At 69.2% G+C, this 21,275-nt stretch carries 17 protein-coding genes and 2 riboswitches; of the genes, 15 read left to right on the top strand and 2 right to left on the bottom strand.

The genetic code is table 11. The features are described 5' to 3' along the window. The first annotated feature begins 122 nt into the window (after positions 1-122). On the top strand, positions 123-671 hold the full coding sequence (locus N7L95_RS23485; protein WP_301257666.1) for a LuxR C-terminal-related transcriptional regulator: 549 nt from the start codon (positions 123-125) through the stop codon (positions 669-671). A gap of 21 nt (positions 672-692) precedes the next feature. Here the strand turns inward: N7L95_RS23485 and N7L95_RS23480 are convergent, their stop codons facing one another. Then, positions 693-1,814, bottom strand: a complete 1,122-nt coding sequence (locus tag N7L95_RS23480) for a PLP-dependent cysteine synthase family protein (protein WP_301257665.1) — start codon at positions 1,812-1,814, stop codon at positions 693-695. Between the two features lie 124 nt (positions 1,815-1,938). Then, positions 1,939-2,721 carry an SDR family oxidoreductase gene (locus N7L95_RS23475; protein ID WP_301257664.1) on the bottom strand — a complete coding sequence of 261 codons (783 nt, stop codon included), beginning with the start codon at positions 2,719-2,721 and terminating at the stop codon, positions 1,939-1,941. Positions 2,722-2,979: 258 nt separating this feature from the next. On the opposite strand from N7L95_RS23475, the gene N7L95_RS23470 reads away from it, so the two are divergent. From N7L95_RS23470 to N7L95_RS23405, 14 genes are all read left to right on the top strand, one after another. Then, positions 2,980-4,659: an electron transfer flavoprotein-ubiquinone oxidoreductase gene (locus tag N7L95_RS23470; protein WP_301257663.1), complete on the top strand. Its 1,680-nt coding sequence runs from the start codon at positions 2,980-2,982 to the stop codon at positions 4,657-4,659. A 212-nt stretch (positions 4,660-4,871) separates the two neighbouring features. After that, positions 4,872-4,963, top strand: a riboswitch (glycine riboswitch). Between the two features lie 12 nt (positions 4,964-4,975). Continuing rightward, positions 4,976-5,112, top strand: a riboswitch (glycine riboswitch). A gap of 48 nt (positions 5,113-5,160) precedes the next feature. After that, on the top strand, positions 5,161-6,279 hold the full coding sequence (gene gcvT / locus N7L95_RS23465) for a glycine cleavage system aminomethyltransferase GcvT (protein ID WP_301257662.1): 1,119 nt from the start codon (positions 5,161-5,163) through the stop codon (positions 6,277-6,279). Positions 6,280-6,357: 78 nt separating this feature from the next. Continuing rightward, a complete protein-coding gene (gene gcvH, locus N7L95_RS23460) occupies positions 6,358-6,735 on the top strand; it encodes a glycine cleavage system protein GcvH (RefSeq protein ID WP_301257661.1) in 378 nt (125 codons plus the stop codon). A 73-nt stretch (positions 6,736-6,808) separates the two neighbouring features. Then, a complete protein-coding gene (gcvP, locus tag N7L95_RS23455; protein WP_301257660.1) occupies positions 6,809-9,712 on the top strand; it encodes an aminomethyl-transferring glycine dehydrogenase in 2,904 nt (967 codons plus the stop codon). A gap of 34 nt (positions 9,713-9,746) precedes the next feature. Further along, positions 9,747-10,814 (top strand): threonine aldolase family protein, encoded by a 1,068-nt coding sequence (locus N7L95_RS23450; protein WP_301257659.1) that lies wholly within the window; start codon positions 9,747-9,749, stop codon positions 10,812-10,814. A 14-nt stretch (positions 10,815-10,828) separates the two neighbouring features. Then, positions 10,829-11,704: an alpha/beta hydrolase gene (locus tag N7L95_RS23445; RefSeq protein WP_301257658.1), complete on the top strand. Its 876-nt coding sequence runs from the start codon at positions 10,829-10,831 to the stop codon at positions 11,702-11,704. Positions 11,705-11,742: 38 nt separating this feature from the next. After that, positions 11,743-13,137 (top strand): L-serine ammonia-lyase, encoded by a 1,395-nt coding sequence (locus tag N7L95_RS23440; RefSeq protein WP_301257657.1) that lies wholly within the window; start codon positions 11,743-11,745, stop codon positions 13,135-13,137. Positions 13,138-13,240: 103 nt separating this feature from the next. Further along, on the top strand, positions 13,241-13,933 hold the full coding sequence (locus N7L95_RS23435; RefSeq protein WP_301257656.1) for a response regulator transcription factor: 693 nt from the start codon (positions 13,241-13,243) through the stop codon (positions 13,931-13,933). Between the two features lie 2 nt (positions 13,934-13,935). Further along, a complete protein-coding gene (locus tag N7L95_RS23430; RefSeq protein ID WP_301260219.1) occupies positions 13,936-15,369 on the top strand; it encodes a sensor histidine kinase in 1,434 nt (477 codons plus the stop codon). 272 nt (positions 15,370-15,641) lie between these two features. Continuing rightward, positions 15,642-16,907: an ABC transporter substrate-binding protein gene (locus N7L95_RS23425; RefSeq protein ID WP_301257655.1), complete on the top strand. Its 1,266-nt coding sequence runs from the start codon at positions 15,642-15,644 to the stop codon at positions 16,905-16,907. A gap of 167 nt (positions 16,908-17,074) precedes the next feature. Beyond that, complete coding sequence (locus tag N7L95_RS23420) at positions 17,075-17,959, top strand: carbohydrate ABC transporter permease (RefSeq protein ID WP_301257654.1); 885 nt, start codon at positions 17,075-17,077, stop codon at positions 17,957-17,959. 7 nt (positions 17,960-17,966) lie between these two features. After that, the gene (locus N7L95_RS23415) at positions 17,967-18,815 is read left to right on the top strand and encodes a carbohydrate ABC transporter permease (RefSeq protein ID WP_301257653.1); all 849 of its coding nucleotides are present in this window, start codon (positions 17,967-17,969) and stop codon (positions 18,813-18,815) included. An 18-nt stretch (positions 18,816-18,833) separates the two neighbouring features. Further along, on the top strand, positions 18,834-19,898 hold the full coding sequence (locus N7L95_RS23410) for an ABC transporter ATP-binding protein (protein WP_301257652.1): 1,065 nt from the start codon (positions 18,834-18,836) through the stop codon (positions 19,896-19,898). A 95-nt stretch (positions 19,899-19,993) separates the two neighbouring features. Next, positions 19,994-21,208: an AGE family epimerase/isomerase gene (locus N7L95_RS23405; protein ID WP_301257651.1), complete on the top strand. Its 1,215-nt coding sequence runs from the start codon at positions 19,994-19,996 to the stop codon at positions 21,206-21,208. Positions 21,209-21,275: the final 67 nt, after the last annotated feature.

Raw genomic sequence — 21,275 nt, 5'->3', positions numbered from 1 at the left:
TTGCGAGAGAACGCGAGTGGTGGAACGCCGGAGAGCGTACTACGTATGGATATACGTAGAATCGCCTAAAGGGAAGCCCTTCCTCGATGGCCGGCAAGGGCCGTACCCCACTCGCCCCGCGCATGACCCCCGACCTCGACTACCGCACCGCCTTCGAACTGGCCCCCGTGGGCCTGGTGTTGTCGCGCCACCGCGTCATCGTCGACTGCAACCAGGCGCTGGCCGAAATGTTCCGCACCTCGCGGGAAGTGCTCAACGGCCAGTCCTTCCTGGTGCTTTACCCGAGCCCGGACGAGTTCGAGCGCACCGGCGAGCGCATCACGCCGATCCTGAATGCCAGCGGCCGGTATGCGGACGACCGCATCATGAAGCGCGCCGACGGCGACCTGTTCTGGTGCCACGTCACCGGGCGCGCCATGCAACGCGGCGCCCCGCATGCCGCCGGCATCTGGTCGTTCGAGGACCTGTCCTCGCGTCGTCCGGTCAAGGCCGAGCTGACCGGGCGCGAGCGTGAGGTGGCGGCCCTGCTGATCGAGGGACGCACCAGCAAGCAGATCGGCAAGACGCTCGACATCAGCCACCGCACGGTGGACATCTATCGCGCCCGCCTGATGCGCAAGTTCAAGGCCTCGACCAGCGCAGAGCTGGTGCAGCGGCTGCTGGCCGGCTGAAGGCGCCGGCCGTCCCCGCACTCAAGCGCCGAGTTCCCCGGCCAGGCGCCAGCCGGCGGCCAAGGCAGCGGGCGGCGCGCCGCCGTCGAGCCAGGCCGACATCGCCCGCTGCTCGGCGGCACAGCTCAGGCCGGCTTGCTCCAGCCACGCCGGGTCGTAGTAGGTGTTGGCGTAGCGCTGGCCGGAATCGCACAGGATGGCCACCACCGAGCCGGTCTCGCCCTGCGCGCGCATGCGTTCCATGCAGGCCAGCGCCGCCACCAGGTTGGTGCCGGTGGAGCCGCCCACCGGCCGGCCGAGCCGGCGCGACAGCTCGTGCATGGCGGCGACCGACCAGCGGTCGGGCACCTTCACCATGGCATCGATCACATCGGGCAGGAAGGAAGCCTCGACGCGGGGCCGCCCGATGCCCTCGATGCGCGAGCCCTGCGCCAGCGTCAGCTGCGGATCGCGGCTGCAGTAGTGGTCGAAGAACACCGAGCGCTCGGCATCGGCCGCGCAGACCCGCGTGGCATGCCGGCAGTAGCGCACATAGCGGCCCAGCGTGGCCACCGTGCCGCCGGTCCCGGCGCTGCACACCAGCCAGGCCGGCTCGGGGTGGCGCTCCAGCCGCATCTGCCCGAAGATGGCTTCGGCGATGTTGTTGTTGGCCCGCCAGTCGGTGGCGCGCTCGGCATAGGTGAACTGGTCCATGTAGTGGCCGCCCAGCTCGCTGGCCAGCCGCTGCGATTCGCTGTAGATGGTGGTGGGGTCCTCCACCAGGTGGCAGCGGCCGCCCTGGAATTCGATGGCGGCGATCTTCTCGGCGGAGGTCGTCGCCGGCATCACCGCCACGAAGGGCAGGCCGAGCAGCCGCGCGAAGTAGGCCTCCGACACCGCGGTCGAGCCACTGGAGGACTCGACCACCGTGCTGCCCTCGTGCAGCCAGCCGTTGCACAGCGCATACAGGAACAGCGAGCGGGCCAGCCGGTGCTTCAGGCTGCCGGTGGGGTGGCTGGACTCGTCCTTGAAGTAGAGGTCGATACCCGCGAAGCCGGGCAAGGCCAGCGGAATCAGGTGGGTGTCGCTGGAGCGCTGGAAGTCGGCCTCGATGCGGCGCACGGCTTCCAGCACCCAGGCGCGGTCGGGTTGCCGGGTGTTCATGGGCCGGCAGCATAGCCGGTCAGCCCGCCGCCCGGTCCAGCGGCGGGCCGCCGCGCGGGCAGAAGCTCACGCTTGTGCCTGCTGGCCGGTCGCCGCCACCGATGCGGCCGGCGCCCCGCCCCGCTCAGACGCCGAAGCCGTCGTCCGCGGAAATCACCGCGCCATTGACGAAATGGCTTTCGTTGGAGCAAAGCATCACGACCAGCGCATCCAGGTCCTTCGGATGGCCCAGGCGCTTGCGCGGCAGCATCTGGATCAGCTTCTGGCCCTGCTCGGTCTCCCAGTGGTGATGGTTGATCTCGGTGTCGACGTACCCGGGGCAGATCGCGTTGACGTTGATGCCGTGGCGGCCCCATTCAAGCGCCATTGCGCGAGTCATGTGGATCACCGCCGCCTTGCTCATGCAGTAGACGCCGATCTGTCCCAGCACGCGCAGCCCGGCCATCGACGCGATGTTCACGATGCGCCCGCCCGTGAAGGTGCCCGGCGCCGCGCCGGTGGCACGCGCCAGCATGCGCTTGCCCACTTCCTGGGCCACGAAGAAGGCGCCCCGGGTGTTGGTGTCGAAGATGTAGTCGTAGTCGTCCGGCGTCACGTCGGTCAGCTTCTGGGTGGTGCTGACGCCGGAGTTGTTGATCAGGATGTCGATGCCGCCCACTTCGGTCTCGGCATGCGCAACCGCCGAGCGGATGCTGGCCGGGTCGGTCACGTCGAGCCCGACCACGTGGGCGTCGCCGCCGGCCGCCTCGATCTCGGCGCGCAGGGTCTTCAGCCGCTCGACCCGCCGTCCGGCCAAGACCACCGCGGCCCCCGCCTGGGCAAGCGTCTTGGCGAACTGGGTGCCGAGGCCGCTGGAAGCGCCGGTGATCAACGCCACACGGCCGGAAAGATCAATGCTATATGCCATATCTACCTCTGGATGTGCAGGACACGGCCGCCCGGCCCGCAGGCCCGGTCTACCGCGCAATGCAGCAAGGATAGCGGGAGTAAGCACCCGCGGCATGTCGCTCTCTCGACAGCTTGCGCTGCAGCACATGTGCAACAGCCGGCGCCGCCGCCGGGAAAAAATAGAACGGTCGTTCGTTTTTTTGCCACCAACCGATAGAATCCCCGCCAACGCTCGCGCTGAAGCGACCCCGACAACGACGACTGAAGGAACGAGACGATGACCCCACAGCAGATCCTGGAGCAGTACGGTCCCCGCGAATCGATGGAATATGACGTGGTGATCGTGGGCGGCGGCCCTGCCGGCCTGTCGACCGCCATCCGGCTGAAGCAGCTGGCCGCGGAAAAAGGCCAGGAAGTCTCGGTGTGCGTGCTCGAGAAGGGCTCCGAGCCCGGCGCGCACATCCTGTCGGGCGCCATCATGGACCCGCGGGCGCTGAACGAGCTGTTCCCCAACTGGAAGGAACTGGGCGCACCGCTGAACCAGCCGGTCACCGAGGACGCGATGCTGTTCCTGACCGAGCAGGGCAGCCACAAGAGCCCCATCCTGCCGGAGTGCTTCCACAACGACGGCAACTACGTCATCAGCCTGGGCAACCTGACACGCTGGCTGGCCCAGCAGGCCGAGGGCCTGGGCGTCGAGATCTTCCCCGGCTTCACCGCCGCCGAGGTGCTCTACAACGACAACGGCTCGGTCAAGGGCGTCGCCACCGGCAACCAGGGCATCGGCAAGGAAGGCGAGCCGCTGCCCTCCTTCCAGCTCGGCATGGAGCTGCACGGCAAGTACACCATCTTCGCGGAAGGCGCGCGCGGCCACCTCGGCAAGCAGCTGATCGGCAAGTTCCAGCTCGACGCCGGCAAGGACCCCCAGAGCTACGCCATCGGCATCAAGGAGCTGTGGGAGATCGATCCCGCCAAGCACAAGCCCGGGCTGGTGCTGCACACCGCCGGCTGGCCGATGGACGCATCCACCTACGGCGGCGGCTTCCTCTACCACCTGGAGGACAACAAGGTCACGCTCGGCTTCATCACCGGCCTGGACTACAGCAACCCCTGGCTGAGCCCCTTCGAGGAGATGCAGCGCTGGAAGACGCACCCGGCCATCCGCAGCTTCCTGGAAGGCGGCAAGCGCATCAGCTACGGCGCGCGGGCCATCACGGCGGGCGGCCTGCTGAGCCTGCCCAAGGCGGTGTTCCCCGGCGGCGCGCTGGTCGGCTGCGACGCCGGCTACCTCAACGCCAGCCGCATCAAGGGCAGCCATGCCGCCATCAAGACCGGCATGCTGGCAGCCGAGGCCGCCTTTGACGCGCTGGCCGCCGGCCGCCAGCACGACGAGCTGAGCGCCTACCCCGCCGCCTTCGAGAAGAGCTGGCTCTTCGAGGAGCTCGACAAGGCGCGCAACTTCAAGCAGTGGTTCAAGAAAGGCCTGTACGTCGGCACGCTGATGACGGGCATCGAGCAATGGCTGCTGCCCAAGCTGGGCTTCAAGGCGCCGCCCTGGACGGTGCACCGCAAGGCGGCCGACCACACCTACCTGAAGCCGGCGGCCGAATGCCCGCAGATCACCTATCCGAAACCGGACGGCAAGCTGACCTTCGACCGGCTGGGCTCGGTCTTCGTCAGCAACACCAACCATGAGGAAGACCAGCCGGCGCACCTGACGCTCAAGGACCCCTCTGTGCCGGTGAACGTCAACCTGGCGAAGTACGCCGGCCCGGAAAGCCGCTACTGCCCGGCCGGCGTCTACGAGTTCGTCAAGACCGAAAGCGGCGGCGACCGCCTGCAGATCAACGCGCAGAACTGCGTGCACTGCAAGACCTGCGACATCAAGGACCCGACCCAGAACATCGTCTGGGTGACGCCCGAAGGCGGCGGCGGCCCGAACTACTCGGGCATGTGAGAGCCGGCTGCCGCAGGCCGCGAGCCTGTGGCATGCCCGACGGCGGCACCCGCCGCCCTCCCGCCACCTGCGGGCATCGCAAGGGGAGTGCACCGCGCTCCCCTTTGCCTTTCGGTTGAAGGCGTTTGCAGCACTGCCGGCGCCGCCCACCGCCGGGCTGGCGCGACCCAGCGTCTTCCCGGGTTGGTCAACCCCAGATCGCCCGGTATACTCGCCCGCAGTCAGGAGAGAGCTTCCCCGAGAAGCCGCCGAAGGCGCAGAGCCGCAAGCTCGAACGCTCAGGCAAAAGGACTGGCGAACGCCCCGGAAAACCGGGTCGATCCTCACTGGAGAGAGGCCTTCGGCCGGCTGCCTTCGCGGCAGCGGCGAGTGGGTCCACCGAAGGGGCAAGTTGCCGGCGTTGAAACAGCGCCGGCGGCCAATCTCTCAGGTAAAGCGGACAGCGAGGGCAAGGCCACTGCGGCATGCGCAGTGGATCCGTCATTTGCCCCGGAGATCCCGATGTCCGCCACCGCGCCGCTGCTCACGACCCCGCTCCACGCCCTGCACCTCGAACTGGGCGCCCGCATGGTGCCCTTCGCCGGCTATGACATGCCGGTGCAATACCGCGGCATCATGGCCGAGCACAAGCAGTGCCGCGAGTCGGCCGCGCTGTTCGATGTGTCGCACATGGGCCAGGTGCGGCTGATCGGCGACGACGCCGCCCGTGCCCTCGAGACCCTGGTGCCGGTCGACGTGGTCGACCTGGCGGTGGGCAAGCAGCGCTACGCCTTCTTCACCAATGCCAACGGCGGCATCCTTGACGACCTGATGATCACCCGCCGCAGCGGCGACCTGCTGCTGATCGTCAATGCGGCCTGCAAGGACGCCGACATCGCCCACCTGCGCACGCATATCGGCCACCGCTGCACCATCCAGCCGCTGCCCGAGCAGGCGCTGCTCGCGCTGCAGGGCCCCAAGGCCGCCACCGCGCTGGCCCGACTGAATGCCGACGTGGCCGGCCTCACCTTCATGACCGGCGGCAGCTTCGAGCTGGCCGGCGCCTCCTGCTTCGTGACCCGCTCGGGCTACACCGGCGAGGACGGCTTCGAGATCTCGGTGCCCGCCGCCCAGGCCGAAACCCTGGCCCGCGCGCTGCTGGAGCAGCCCGAGGTGGAGGCAGCCGGCCTGGGTGCCCGCGACACGCTGCGCCTGGAAGCCGGCCTGTGCCTCTATGGCCACGACATCAACAGCCACACCACGCCGGTGGAAGCCGGCCTGACCTGGGCCATCCAGAAGGTGCGCCGCCCCGGTGGCGCCCGCGCCGGCGGCTATCCGGGCGCCCAGGTCATCGAGAACCAGCTCGCCCACGGCGCGCACAACAAGCGCGTCGGCCTGGTGGGCCTGGAGCGCGCCCCGGTGCGCGAAGGGACCAAGCTGGTCGACAGCCACGGCCATGCGGTGGGCCATGTGACCAGCGGCACCACCGGCCCGACCGTGAACCAGCCCATCTCGATGGCCTACCTGCCGGTGAACCACGCGGCACCGGGCGGCGAGGTGTATGCCGTGGTGCGCGAGAAGAAGCTGCCGATGCGCGTCAGCGCGATGCCCTTCGCGCCCCACCGCTACCACCGCGGCTAAGCTGATCGCCGGGACGGGCCACCGGGCCCGGTTCCTGCACATCTTCGTTTTCCTTCCAAGATCTTCCTGGAGTTCTACATGACCGTGAAATACACGTCCGATCACGAATGGATCGACCTGCCCGGCGACGGCGACATCGCCACCGTCGGCATCACCACCCATGCGCAGGACGCACTGGGCGACGTGGTGTTCGTCGACCTGCCCGCCGTCGGTGCGACGCTCGCACAGAAGGAAGTGGCCGGCGTGGTGGAGTCGGTCAAGGCGGCGGCCGACCTGTATGCGCCGGTCGGCGGCACGGTGGTCGAGGTCAACGAGGCGTTGCGCGCCGACCCCTCCCTCGCCAACAGCGACCCGCTGGGCGCCGGCTGGTTCTTCAAGATGAAGCTGTCCGACCAGACCGAGTTCGACGCCCTGCTCGACGCCACCGCCTACGACGAGCTGGTCAAGAACAGCTGATCCCCATCGTCCCCCGCGGACCTTGCTGACGCGCCGCGCCCCGCCCGGGGGCAGGCGCTCGAAAGACCTCCCCATGCTGACCCCCGCCCACGCCCCTCTCTCCGCGCTCGAAGCCCACGACGACTTTGTCGAACGCCATATCGGCATCGCCTCCGAGGACGAGGCGCAGATGCTGTCCGTCATCGGCGCCGCCTCGCGGCAGGCGCTGATCGATGCCATCGTGCCGGCCTCGATCCGCCGTGGCCAGGCCATGAGCCTGCCGGCGCCCGCCTCCGAGGCCGAGGCCCTGCGCGAGCTGAAGGCGCTGGCGGGGCGCAACCGGGTGCTCAAGAGCTTCATTGGCCAGGGCTACCACGGCACGCACACGCCGGGCGTCATCCTGCGCAACGTGCTGGAGAACCCGGCCTGGTACACCGCCTACACGCCCTACCAGGCCGAGATTTCGCAAGGCCGCATGGAAGCCCTGGTCAACTTCCAGACCATGGTCTGCGACCTGACCGGCATGGCCATCGCCAATGCCTCGATGCTCGACGAAGCCACCGCGGCCGCCGAGGCGATGACGCTGGCCGCGCGGGTCGGCAAGTCCAAGAGCCAGGCCTTCTTCGTCGCCGACGACGTGCTGCCCCAGACGCTGGAGGTGGTGCGCACCCGCGCCCGCCCGCTGGGCCTGCAGGTGCTCACCGGCCCGGCCGCGCAGGCCGGCCAGGCCGAGTGCTTCGCGGCGCTGCTGCAATACCCCGGTGTGGGCGGCGAGGTGGCCGACCTGCGCCCCGTCATCGACGCAGTGCATGCCCGTGGCGGCCTGGCGATCGTGGCGGCCGACCTGCTGGCGCTGACGCTGCTGGCCTCGCCGGGCGAGCTGGGTGCCGACATTGCGCTGGGCACCACCCAGCGCTTTGGCATGCCGATGGGCAACGGTGGCCCGCACGCCGCCTACCTGGCCTGCAAGGACGAATTCAAGCGCTCGCTGCCCGGCCGCCTGGTGGGGGTGAGTGTCGACGCGCACGGCAACACCGCCTACCGGCTGGCGCTGCAGACGCGCGAGCAGCACATCCGCCGCGAGAAGGCCACCTCCAACATCTGCACGGCGCAGGTGCTGCCGGCGGTGGTGGCCAGCATGTATGCGGTCTACCACGGCCCGCACGGCCTCAAGCGCATCGCCCGGCGCGTGGCGAGCTACACCGCCGTGCTGGCGCGCGGCCTGCAGTCGCTGGGCTGGCAGCTCAAGCACGAGACCGCCTTCGACACCCTCACCGTGCTGACCGGTTCGCGCACCGATCCGCTGCTGGTCGACGCGGTGGGCCGCGGCATGAACCTGCGCCGTGCGGCGCCCGACGCCATCGGCATCACGCTGGACGAGACCACCACCCGCGACGACCTGCTGGCCCTGTGGCAGGTGTTCGCCGAAGTGGCCGCGCAAGGCCAGAGCCTGCCGTCCTTCGACGACGTGGAGGCTGGCGTGGCCCTGTTGCTGCCGCCGGCCTTGCTGCGCCGCAGCGACTACCTCGCCCATCCGGTCTTCAACACCCACCATTCCGAGACCGAGATGCTGCGCTACCTGCGCTCGCTGTCGGACAAGGACCTGGCGCTCGACCGCACGATGATCCCGCTGGGCTCCTGCACGATGAAGCTCAATGCGACCAGCGAGATGATCCCCATCACCTGGCCCGAGTTCGCCCAGGTGCACCCCTTCGCGCCGCGCGACCAGCTGGCCGGCTACGAGCTGCTCGACCAGCAGCTGCAGCAGTGGCTGTGCCAGGCCACCGGCTACGCCGGCATCTCGCTGCAGCCCAATGCGGGCTCGCAGGGCGAGTACGCCGGCCTGCTGGTCATCAAGGCCTACCACGAGGCACGCGGCGAGGGCCATCGCGACATCTGCCTGATTCCCGAGTCGGCCCACGGCACCAACCCGGCCAGCGCCCAGATGGTGGGCATGCAGGTGGTGGTGACACGCTGCGACCGCGACGGCAACGTCGACCTCGACGACCTGCGCGCCAAGTGCGAGCAGCACAGCAGCCGGCTGGCCGCGGTGATGATCACCTACCCCTCCACCCACGGCGTGTTCGAGACGCAGGTGAAGGAGCTGTGCGAGCTGGTGCACCGCCACGGCGGCCGGGTCTATGTGGACGGCGCCAACATGAACGCGCTGGTCGGCGTGGCCGCGCCGGGCCAGTTCGGTGGCGACGTGTCGCACCTGAACCTGCACAAGACCTTCTGCATCCCGCACGGCGGTGGCGGCCCGGGCGTGGGCCCCGTCTGCGTGGTGCAGGACCTGGTGCCCTACCTGCCCGCCCACCGCACCGCCGGCATCGGCAGCGAGTCCCAGGTGGGCGCCGTCAGCGCCGCGCCGCTGGGCAATGCGGCGGTGCTGCCGATCTCGTGGATGTATGTCCGCATGATGGGCGCGGACGGCCTGCGCGCCGCGACCGAGACGGCCATCCTCAACGCCAACTACATCGCCGCGCGGCTGGCGCCGCACTTCCCCATCCTCTACAACGGCGGGGCCGACCTGAAGGGCGGCGGCGTGGCGCACGAGTGCATCCTGGACCTGCGCCCGCTGAAGGACAGCACCGGCGTGACCGCCGAGGACGTGGCCAAGCGCCTGATCGACTACGGCTTCCACGCGCCGACGCTGAGCTTCCCGGTGCCGGGCACGCTGATGGTGGAGCCGACCGAAAGCGAGTCGCTGGCCGAGCTGGACCGCTACTGCGACGCGATGATCGCCATCCGCGAGGAAATCGCCCGCATCGAGCAGGGCCGCTGGCCCCAGGACGACAACCCGCTGAAGAACGCGCCGCACACCGCCGAGGTGCTGCTGGCCGCCGACTGGACGCACGCCTACAGCCGCGAGGAAGCCGCCTACCCGGTGGCGAGCCTGCGCAAGCAGAAGTACTGGGTGCCGGTGGGCCGGGTCGACAACGTCTACGGCGACCGCAACCTGTTCTGCAGCTGCGTGCCGGTGGCCGACTACGAGTGACAACAGGCACACCGCAAGACCAAGGGCCGACACGATGAACCAGAGCACCCCCCCGCTGCGCGAGCACTTCGCCAGCGACAACTATGCCGGCATGTGCCCGGAGGCGACCCACTGGTTCCTGGAGGCCAACAACTCGGGCCACCAGCCGGGCTATGGCGAAGACATCTGGACGCAGCGCTCGACGGACATGATCCGCGAGCTGTTCCAGACCGAGTGCGACGTCTACTTCGTCTTCAACGGCACGGCGGCCAACTCGCTGGCGCTGGCTGCCATGTGCCAGAGCTACCACTCGGTGATCTGCACCGCGGTGGCCCATGTCGAGACCGACGAATGCGGTGGGCCGGAGTTCTTCTCCAACGGCAGCAAGCTGCTGACGGCGGAAGCCGACAGCCCCATGGCCAAGCTCGGCAAGCTGACGCCGGCGGCTGTCGAGCAGCTGGTGGTCAAGCGCGACGACATCCACTATCCCAAGCCCAAGGTGGTGAGCCTGACCCAGGCCACCGAGCTGGGCACGGTCTATACGGTGGACGAGGTGCGCGCCATCACCGAGGTGGCGCGCCACCGGCAGCTCAAGGTGCACATGGACGGTGCCCGCTTCGCCAACGCGGTGGCGGCGCTCGGCTGCCACCCGGCCGACGTGACCTGGCGCGCCGGTGTCGACGTGCTGTGCTTCGGCGGCACCAAGAACGGCCTGCCTGTGGGTGAGGCGGTGGTGTTCTTCGACCGCGCGCTGTCGGACGACTTCGCCTACCGCGTGAAGCAGGCCGGCCAGCTGGCCTCGAAGATGCGGTTCATCTCCGCCCCCTGGGTGGGCCTGCTGGAAGACGGCGTCTGGCTGCGCAACGCCCGCCATGCGAATGCGATGGCGCAGCGCCTGTACCAGAAGGTGCGCGGGCTGCCCGGCGTGCAGGTGCTGCATCCGCCCGAGGCCAACGGCCTGTTCGTGCAGCTGCAGCGGCCGGTCATCGACGCGCTGCATGGCAAGGGCTGGAAGTTCTATGAGTTCATCGCCGGCGGCGGCTGTCGGCTGATGTGCGCGTGGGACACGACGGCCGAGGCGGTGGACGCCTTCGCCGCCGACCTGGCCGCGCTCGCACGCTGAACCCGGCGGTCGACATGGCACTCCGCCGCACCCCGGTGCGCCCCGGCCTGCGCCCGGCCCGACGGGTGTTGGCGGCGGCGGTGGCGCTGAGCATGGGCCTGCTCACCGGTTGTGCCGAATCGCTGTTCTTCCACCCCGACAGCCAGGTCTACACCACGCCCCAGGCGATGGGCGTCGCCGCGACCGACCTCTACATTGACGGCCCGGAGGGCAGCCGGCTGCATGCCTGGTGGCTGCCCGCCACCGGCACGCCGCGCGGCACCGTGCTGCACCTGCACGGCAATGCCGCCAACATCAGCAACCACCTGCCGCTGGTGGCCTGGCTGCCGGCCGAAGGCTACAACGTGCTGAGCATGGACTACCGCGGCTTTGGCCAGTCCACCGGCTCGCCCAGCCTGGACGGCGTGGTGGCCGACGCCCGTGCGGCGCTCGCCTACCTGCGCCAGCGGCCGGGGGTGGATGCCCAGCGGCTGGCAGTGCTGGGGCAGAGCCTGGGCGGCGCCACCGCGGTGCGTGCCGTGGCCGCGGACGGCAGCGGCGTGCGCCTGCTCATCCTCGACTCCGCCTTCAGCAGCTACCGGGGCATCGCCCGCGAGAACGCCGGCACGGCAGGTGTCATCGGCTGGCTGGCGCCGCTGCTGCTGCCCACCTTGCCCGGCGCCGACCACGACCCGCTGCAGGCGGCCACCCGGCTCGGCCAGCAGTCGCTGCTGGTGATCCACGGCAGCGCCGACCGGCTCATCGGCCCCCACCACGGGCAGGCCTTGTACCAGGCAGCGCCCGGGCCCAAGCAGTGGCTGCCGGTGCAAGGCGGCCACCACATCGACGCGCTCACGCGGCACGACGTGCGCCGCCAGGTACTGGCCTCGCTCGGTGCCGCCCTGCCCTGAGCGCCCGGTTCCCCAACACATCCAGAGGAGGACTTGCCATGGCAGTCTCTGTCTTCGACCTGTTCAAGATCGGTATCGGCCCGTCCAGCTCCCACACCGTGGGGCCGATGCGCGCCGCCCGGCTGTTCGGGCTGCGGCTGCAGCACGAAGGCCTGCTGCCCCGCACCGCCCGCGTGGTGTCCGAGCTGTACGGCTCACTGGGCGCCACCGGCAAGGGCCACGGCAGCGACAAGGCGGTGCTGCTTGGCCTGGCCGGCCACGAGCCGGACACGGTGGATGTCGACGCCATCCCGCAGCTGCTGCAGGACATCCGCGAGGGCCGGCGCCTGCGCCTGCTCGGCGAGGGCCCCCAGATCGCCTTCGACGAGCGCACCGACCTGATCTTCTTCCGCCGCCAGAGCCTGCCCTTCCATGCCAACGGCATGCGCTTCATTGCGATGGACGAGGTCGGCACCGAGCTGCACGCCCGTACCTACTACTCGGTGGGCGGTGGCTTCGTGGTCAGCGACGAGGTGGCGGCCGACGGCAGCCGCCAGAAGGTGGTGGCTCCCGACCCCACCGTGCTGCCCCTGCCCTTCCGCACCGGCGAGGAACTGCTGGCCCGCACCCGCGAGCACGGCTGCTCGATCGCCGAGGTGATGCGCCGCAACGAAGCACATTGGCGCGAGCCAGCCGCGGTGGAAGAAGGCCTGCTGAAGATCTGGCGCGTGATGCAGGACTGCGTGGCACGCGGTTGCCGCACCGAAGGCACGCTGCCCGGCGGCTTCAAGGTGCGCCGCCGGGCGGCCGACCTGCAACGCCAGCTGGTGTCCAACCCGGAGGCTGCGCTGAAGGACCCGCTGCAGGTGCTCGACTGGGTCAACCTCTATGCGCTGGCCGTCAACGAGGAGAACGCCGCCGGCGGCCGCGTCGTGACCGCTCCCACCAACGGCGCCGCCGGCATCGTGCCGGCCGTGCTGCACTACTACAGCCGCTTCGTGCCCGGCTCCAACGACCGAGGGGTGGTGGACTTCCTGCTCACCGCGGCGGCCATCGGCATCCTGTACAAGGAGAACGCCTCGATCTCCGGGGCCGAGGTCGGCTGCCAGGGTGAGGTGGGCGTGGCCTGCTCGATGGCGGCCGGAGCCTTGTGCGCGGTGCTGGGCGGCACGCCCGAGCAGGTCGAGAACGCGGCCGAGATCGGCATGGAGCACCACCTGGGGCTGACCTGCGACCCGGTGGGCGGGCTGGTGCAGATCCCCTGCATCGAGCGCAACGCGATCGCCTCGGTGAAGGCCATCAACGCCGCACGCATGGCCTTGCGCGGCGACGGCACCCATCACGTGTCGCTCGACAAGGTCATCAAGACGATGCGGGAGACCGGCGCCGACATGAAGACCAAGTACAAGGAAACCGCCCGCGGCGGGCTGGCGGTGAACATCGTTGAATGCTGAAGCGGCGGTGCGATGCTGCCGCCCTGCGGGGCGGCTCGCCGGCCTGCGGGAATGAGGGCAGGCCCCGAGGCGCCGTTGTAAAGGAAACATTAAAGTCGCGGGCATGCGCATCCTGCTAGCCGAAGACGACGCCATCCTGAGCGACGCCCTCACCGCCAACCTCCAACACGCCGGCTTCGACGTCGAGACCGCCGACAACGGCGCGGTCGCCGAATACCTGCTGCTGCGCCAGCAGTTCGACATCGCCGTGCTCGACATCGGCCTGCCGATGGTGGACGGGCTCACCGTGCTCAAGCGAGCCCGCGCCGCCAAGCCGGAGCAGCCCATCCTGCTGCTGACCGCGCTGTGCGACCTGGAGCACCGCGTCGAGGGGCTCAACGCCGGGGCCGACGACTACCTCACCAAGCCCTTCGACTTTCCCGAGCTGGAAGCGCGCCTGCGCGCCCTGCTCCGGCGGGCCAAGCCGGCCGCCGGCGCCGTGCAGCAGCTGGGCGGGCTGACCTTCGACCGCGAGGCACGGCGCGCCAGCATCGGCAACGAGGCGGTCGACTTCTCGCCGCGCGAGTGGTCACTGCTCGACCTGCTGCTGAACCACCGCGACAAGGTCGTCACCAAGGACCAGATCGCGCAGGCCTGGAGCGGCGAGCGGCCCGAGTCCGGCGGCCGCAGCGATGCGGCGCCCGGCTCCATCGAGGTCTACATCCACCGCCTGCGCCGCAAGCTGGAGCCCTCGGGCATCACCATCCGCACCGTGCGCGGCCTGGGCTACCTGCTGGAACTGGAAGCGTCGGCGTGAGCATGCGCCGCTGGCACCGCCTGCAGGTGGGCCTGCGCCTGGCGCCCGGCCAGCGCTCGCTGCGCCGGCACCTGATGATCTGGCTGCTGCTGCCACAGCTGGTGCTGTGGCTGGCGGCCGCCTATGTCACCTACCACCTGGCGGCGCGCTATGCCAACCGGGCCATCGACCGCAGCCTCTACCAGTCCTCGCGCGCGCTCGCGCAGCAGGTCAAGCCCATCGGCAACGGCCTGTTCATCGACTTCCCCAAAGCCGCCCAGGCCATCATCGAGACCGACCCGGACGACAAGGTCTACTACATGGTGAGCACGCCGCCCGGGCAGTTCATCCTGGGCAACAACAAGCTGCCACCGCCGCCCGCCATCGCCAAGCCACAGCTCGACCTGCCCTATTTCTACGACGGCATGGTGGGCGAGGTGCCGGTGCGGGTGGCCGCGCTCTATCTGGCCTGGGGCGGCGACGGCGAGCCACAGCGCATGCTGGTGCAGCTGGCCAAGAGCCGCACCACGCGCGAGGAGCTGGCGCGGCAGATCCTGATCGACACTGCGCTGCCGCTGTCGGGCCTGATCGTGCTGATGTCGCTGATCGTCTGGGGCAGCATCCGCACCGGCCTGGCGCCGCTGACGCGGCTGCGCGACCTGGTGAAGGACCGCGCCCCCAACGACCTGGCGCCCATCGAGCTGGAGTCGGCCCCCTCCGAGGTGCGGGCGCTGGCCAAGGCGCTCAACGCCCTGCTGGCCGAGGTGCACGAGAACGTCAGCTCGCAGAAGCGCTTCATCAGCAACGCCGCCCACCAGCTGCGCACACCGCTGGCCGGCCTGAAGTCGCAAGCCGAGCTGGCGCTGGCCGAGGCGACCGATCCGGCCCAGAAGGCGCGGCTGCAACGGGTGCAGGAAAGCGCCACCCGCGCCGCCCACCTGGTGGCCCAGCTGCTGACGCTGGCGCGCGCCGAGCCCGAGTCGGCCGCGGTGCAGGCGCGCAGCCGCTTCGACGTGCAGAAGCTGGCCCGCGAGCTGGCAGCCGAGCTGGTGCCGCGCGCGTTGCAGGCGGGCATCGACCTGGGCTGCGACGAGGCCAACCCCGAGCCGCTCGAAATTGCCGGCAACGCACTGCTGTTCCGGGAAGCGCTGCAGAACCTGGTCGACAACGCCATCCGCTACGCCGGCCGCGGCGCCACCGTCACGGTGCGCAGCCGGCGCGAACGCCAGCAGGCGGTGCTGGAGATCGAGGACGACGGCCCCGGCCTGCCGCAGGACCCGCAGATCCACGAGCGGGTGTTCGAGCGCTTCGTGCGGGCCACGCATGAAGGCAGCGGCTGCGGCCTGGGCCTGGCCATCGTGAAGGAAATCGTCGAGCGGCATGCCGGCAGCGTGGTGCTGTCGCCGGTGCAGCCGCACGGGCTGCGCATCACGCTGCGCCTGCCGCTGGCCCACTGAGCCCGGCCGCACGCCGCCATCGCGACCCTCCGAAGTCAGCACTCGCCCTCGCGCCGCACGCCAGGTCACGCTGCGCCGCCGAACTCGAAGGCGCGCCGATTGCTCCATCCCCGCGGATGGCCGCTCGCCCCTCGGGCGCCCCTGCCCTAAGGGAAAATCCCAGGTTAAAGATCCATTGCCGCTTCTTTAACGGAGTCTTAACATTGCGCCCACGGCTTCTTCGGCCCTGGGCCAGCCGTTAACCATCACATTGAAGACGAGGAGCACAAACGATGTCGACATCGAATCTGTCTATCCGCCGCCTGGCTGGCGCCCTGGCCGCTGCCGGCCTGATGGCTGCCACCGCGGCGCAAGCCGGTGAAGTCGAGGTCCTGCACTGGTGGACGTCCGGCGGCGAGGCCAAGGCCGCGACCGCCCTGAAGGGCAAGCTGCTGGCCCTGGGCCACACCTGGCGCGATTTCGCGGTGGCTGGCGGCGGTGGCGATTCGGCCATGACCGTGCTCAAGTCCCGCGTCGTCTCGGGCAATGCACCGGCCGCCGCCCAGATCAAGGGCCCCTCCATCCAGGAGTGGGCGCGCGAAGGCGTGCTGGCCAACATCGATGACGTCGCCAAGGCCAACAACTGGGACGCCCTGCTGCCCAAGGCCATCGCCGACGGCCTGAAGTACAAGGGCAGCTACGTGGCCGCACCGGTCAACGTGCACCGCGTCAACTGGCTGTGGGCCAACCCCGCCGTGTTCCAGAAGGCCGGCGTCAAGGTCCCGACCACCTGGGACGAGTTCTTCACCGCGGCCGAAGCGCTGAAGAAGGCCGGCGTGATCCCGGTCGCCCACGGTGGCCAGAACTGGCAGGATTTCACCACCTTCGAGGCGGTGGCCCTCGGCGTCGGTGGCACCGACTTCTACAAGAAGGCCCTGGTGCAGCTGGACCAGGCCACGCTGAAGAGCCCGACCATGGAGAAGGTGCTGACCACCTTCAAGAAGGTCAAGGACTACACCGACCGCAACGCCCCGGGCCGTGACTGGAACCTGGCCACCGCGATGGTCATCAACGGCCAGGCCGGCATGCAGATCATGGGCGACTGGGCCAAGGGCGAGTTCATTGCCGCCGGCAAGGTGCCGGGCAAGGACTTCGTCTGCGCCCCCGCGCCGGGCACCGGCAAGGCCTACACCTACAACGTCGACAGCTTCGCGATGTTCCAGATCAAGAACGCTGCCAACGTGAAGGCCCAGAAGGACCTGGCCACCGCCATCATGTCGCCGGAGTTCCAGGAAGTGTTCAACCTGAACAAGGGCTCCATCCCGGTGCGCCTGAACATGGACCTGGCCAAGTTCGACGACTGCGCCAAGCAGTCCTCGGCCGACTTCGTCGCCAGCTCCAAGTCGGGCTCGCTGCTGCCGTCCATCGCACACGGCATGGCCGTGCCGTCGGCGGCCGAAGGCGCCATCAAGGATGCGGTGTCGCAGTTCTGGAATACCGACAAGATGACCGCCAAGGAAGCGATGGACCGCATCGCCTCCGCCGCCAAGCAGAAGTGATGTCCTGATCGCCGGCACGCGCCGCCCGTGCGGCGCGGCCCCCGGGACACCCCCGGGGTTCAGCCGGCTGGTACCTTGGCGCCTCGCGCGCTAAGGTGCACGCAACCCGCACCGCGGCCCCGCTGCCGCGGTGCGCCCCTCCCCTCCTCGCAGCTCGAAAGTCCCGGATGTCATCGCCTTCGACCCCGCGGCCGAACCAGCCCTGGCTGCCCAAGCTGGTGCTGGCGCCCTCCTTCATCCTGTCCTTCCTGTTCATCTACGGCCTGATCGCCTGGAACGGCTACCTGTCGGTGTCCGCCTCCCGGCTGCTGCCGAACTACGAGTTCGTCGGCCTGGAGCAGTACGTGACCCTGTTCGACAGCGAGCGCTGGTGGGTGGCCGCCAAGAACCTGGGCATCTTCGGCGTGCTCTTCATCGGCTGCGGCATGGCGCTGGGCCTGTTCCTGGCCATCCTGCTGGACCAGAAGATCCGTGCCGAAGGCGCGCTGCGCACCATCTACCTCTACCCGATGGCGCTGTCCTTCATCGTCACCGGCACCGCCTGGAAGTGGATCCTGAACCCCGGGCTCGGCCTGGAGAACGTGGTGCGTGGCTGGGGCTTCGAGAACTTCACCTTCGACTGGCTCATCAACCCCGACTACGCCATCTACACCGTGGTGATCGCGGGCGTCTGGCAGTCCTCGGGCTTCGTGATGGCGCTCTTCCTGGCCGGGCTGCGCGGCATCGACGACTCCATCATCAAGGCCGCCCAGGTGGACGGCGCCTCGCTGCCGCGCATCTACCTGCGCATCATCATCCCCAGCCTGGGCCCGGTCTTCTTCAGCACGCTGCTGGTGCTGGCCCACATCGCCATCAAGAGCTTCGACCTCGTGATCGCGCTGACCAACGGCGGCCCGGGCTACGCGAGCGACGTGCCGGCCACCTACATGTACGCCATGGCCTTCTCGCGCGGGCAGATCGGCCTGGGCGCGGCGTCGGCCACCATCATGCTGGCCACGATCGCGGCCATCGTGGTGCCCTATCTCTATTCCGAACTGCGCACCAAGCGTTGAGCCTGCCATGCAGAACTTCCATCGATTCGTGATCTGGTCGCTGCTGCTCGGCTTCGCGGCGATCTTCCTGGCCCCGCTGTACGTGATGCTGGTGACCTCGCTCAAGGACATGAACGAGATCCGCTCCGGCGGCCTGCTCTCGCTGCCGGGCAGCCCCACGCTGGACGCCTGGGCCAAGGCCTGGTCGAGCGCCTGCACCGGCACCGACTGCGGCGGCCTCAAGCCCTTCTTCACCAACTCGGCGCTGATGGTGGTGCCGGCGGTGCTGGTGTCGACCGCGCTGGGCGCCGTCAACGGCTACGTCATCAGCAAGTGGCGCTTCCGCGGCAGCGAGCTGATGTTCGGCCTGATGCTGTTCGGCGTCTTCATGCCGATGCAGGTGGTGCTGCTGCCGATGTCCCAAGTGCTGGGCTGGCTGGGCATCTCCAGCTCGCTGTGGGGCCTGATCTTCGTGCACGTGCTGGCCGGCATCCCGTCCACCACGCTGTTCTTCCGCAACTACTACGTGGGCCTGCCCGACGAACTGATCAAGGCCGCGATGCTCGACGGCGCCGGCTTCTGGCGCATCTTCTGGCGCATCGTGCTGCCGCTGTCGGCGCCCATCCTGGTCGTCACGCTGATCTGGCAGTTCACCAACATCTGGAACGACTTCCTCTACGGGGTGGTGTTCTCCGGCGGCGACTCCAAGCCGGTCACCGTGGGCCTGAACAACCTGGCCAACACCTCCAGCGTGGTGAAGGAATACAACGTCGACATGGCCGCCGCGATGATCGCCGCCCTGCCGACGCTGGCGATCTACGTGATCGCCGGCAAGTACTTCGTGCGTGGCCTGACCGCCGGCGCCGTCAAAGGTTAATTCGAGAAGAGCGACAACATGGGTGCACTCTCTATCCGCAACGTCCGCAAGGCCTACCACCAGATCGAGATCCTCAAGGGCATCGATCTCGAAGTCGAGGCCGGCGAGTTCCTGATCCTGGTGGGGCCCTCGGGCTGCGGCAAGTCGACGCTGCTGTCGATGATCGCCGGCCTGGACTTCCCCACCTCGGGCAACATCCACATCGGTGACCGCGACGTCACCTACGCCCTGCCCAAGGACCGCGACATTGCCATGGTGTTCCAGAGCTACGCGCTCTACCCGAACATGAACGTGGCGCAGAACATCTCCTTCGGGCTGGAGATGCGCAAGGTGCCCAAGGCCGAGCGCGAGGCCGCCATCAAGCGGGTGGCCAAGATGCTGCAGATCGAGCACTTGCTCGACCGCAAGCCCGGCCAGCTGTCCGGCGGCCAGCGCCAGCGGGTCGCGATGGGCCGCGCGCTGGCTCGCAACCCCAAGCTGTTCCTGTTCGACGAGCCGCTGTCCAACCTGGACGCCAAGCTGCGGGTGGAGATGCGCGCCGAGATCAAGCTGCTGCACCAGCGCACCCGCACCACCACCGTCTACGTGACGCACGACCAGGTCGAAGCCATGACGCTGGGCGACCGCATCGCGGTGATGAAGGACGGCCAGGTGCAGCAGTTCGGCACGCCGGACGACATCTACTCGCGCCCGGCCAACCGCTTCGTGGCCGAGTTCATCGGCTCGCCGGCAATGAACATGATCGACGCCGGCCGCAACGGCCAGGGCCTGGCCGCCAACGGCGTCGAGCTGGCGCTGGCGGCGGCCCACCGCCAGGCCCTGCAGGGCGGCGGTGCCGGCGGCGTCACCTACGGCCTGCGGCCAGAGGCGCTGCAGTTCGCCGACGCCGGCCTGCCGGGCACCATCAGCATGCTCGAGCCCACCGGCCCTGAAACCTATGCCCTGGTCGACACCGCCATCGGCAAGCTGACCGCGCGCGTGCCGGGCAAGGTCACGCAGCAGGTGGGCGAGCGCGTGCACCTGGCCTGGTCGGCCGAGGAGGTGCACCTGTTCGACGGTAACACTCAGCAGCGCGTGGGCTGATAGGCTAGGACGGTCGCGCACCCGCCGAGGGTGTGCACCGGCTGTGGCCCCCACACGACCCGCCGGGCCCTGCCCGGCTTTTTTCATCCTCGTCGATGCAGACCCTGCCCCGCTTCCGTTCAGCCGCCTTCCTGAAAGAGCACATCTTTCACACGATGGCCTTCTACCATCCGCATTGCATCGACAAGCGCGGCGGCTACTTCCAGTACTTCCGGGACGACCAGACCCCCTACGACCCGGAGCGCCGGCGGCTCGTCAACAGCACGCGCTTCATCTACAACTATGCGATGGCCTTCCTGCACTTCAGGGCGCCGAGCTACCTGCAGGCGGCGCGCCACGGGCTGCAGTTCCTGCGCGAGCACCATCGCCATGCCGGCACCGGCCACTACGCCTGGACGCTGGACGTGCGCGACGAGGCCGACGGCAGCCGCCGCGTGCAGGTGGTGGACGATGCGCAGTACGCCTATGGCCTGGCCTTCGTGATGCTGGCCTATGCCACCGCGCTGAAGGCCGGCATCACCGAGGCGCGTGAATGGCTGGACGACGCGTGGCAGCAGCTGGAGCAGCGCTTCTGGGATGCCCGCAGCGGCCTCTATGCCGACGAAGCGGCCGCCGACGGCCGATGGCTGCCCTACCGGGGGCAGAACACCACCATGCATGTGTTCGAAGCCCTGCTGGCCGCGCACGAAGCCACCGGCGAGGCCCGTTTCCTGGACCGTGCCGAGGCCATCGGCAAGCGCGTGACGGTGGAGTTGACCGAGCACACCCAGGGGCTGGTCTGGGAACGCTACAACGTCGACTGGCAGCCCGACTGGGACTACCACCGCGACGAGGGCGGCGACACCTTCCGCCCCTGGGGCTTTCGCTTCGGCCACCAGACCGAGTGGGCCAAGCTGCTGCTGATGCTGGACCGGGTGCGGCCGCAGCCCTGGCTGCTGCCGCGCGCCCAGGCCCTGTTCGATGCCACCATCACACGGGCCTGGGACCAGGAGCGCGGCGGCATGTTCAACCGCATGGCACCCGATGGCGGCATCCACGACGGCCGCAAGTTCTTCTGGGTGCAGTCCGAGACCATGGCTGCGGCCGCGCTGCTCGGCCAGCGCACCGGCCTGCCGGTGTACTGGCGCTGGTTCGACAAGCTGTGGTCCTACATGTGGGACTACCTGATCGACCACGAGCACGGCGCCTACCACCACATGCTGGGGCCCGACAACCGCCCGGTGGGCAATGACAAGAGCCCCACCGGCAAGACCGACTACCACACGCTGGGCACGGTCTACGTGGCGTTGACCGCGCTGCCGTCGTCCTGAACGGGCGGCATCATGCGGCCCTGCATCGGGCCGCATGATGCCTGAGGCCGGCTCACCGGCCGGCCCC

Source organism: Eleftheria terrae (genome assembly GCF_030419005.1).
Classification (GTDB): domain Bacteria; phylum Pseudomonadota; class Gammaproteobacteria; order Burkholderiales; family Burkholderiaceae_C; genus Caldimonas; species Caldimonas terrae.
This window is presented reverse-complemented; position numbering and strand designations above follow the sequence as displayed.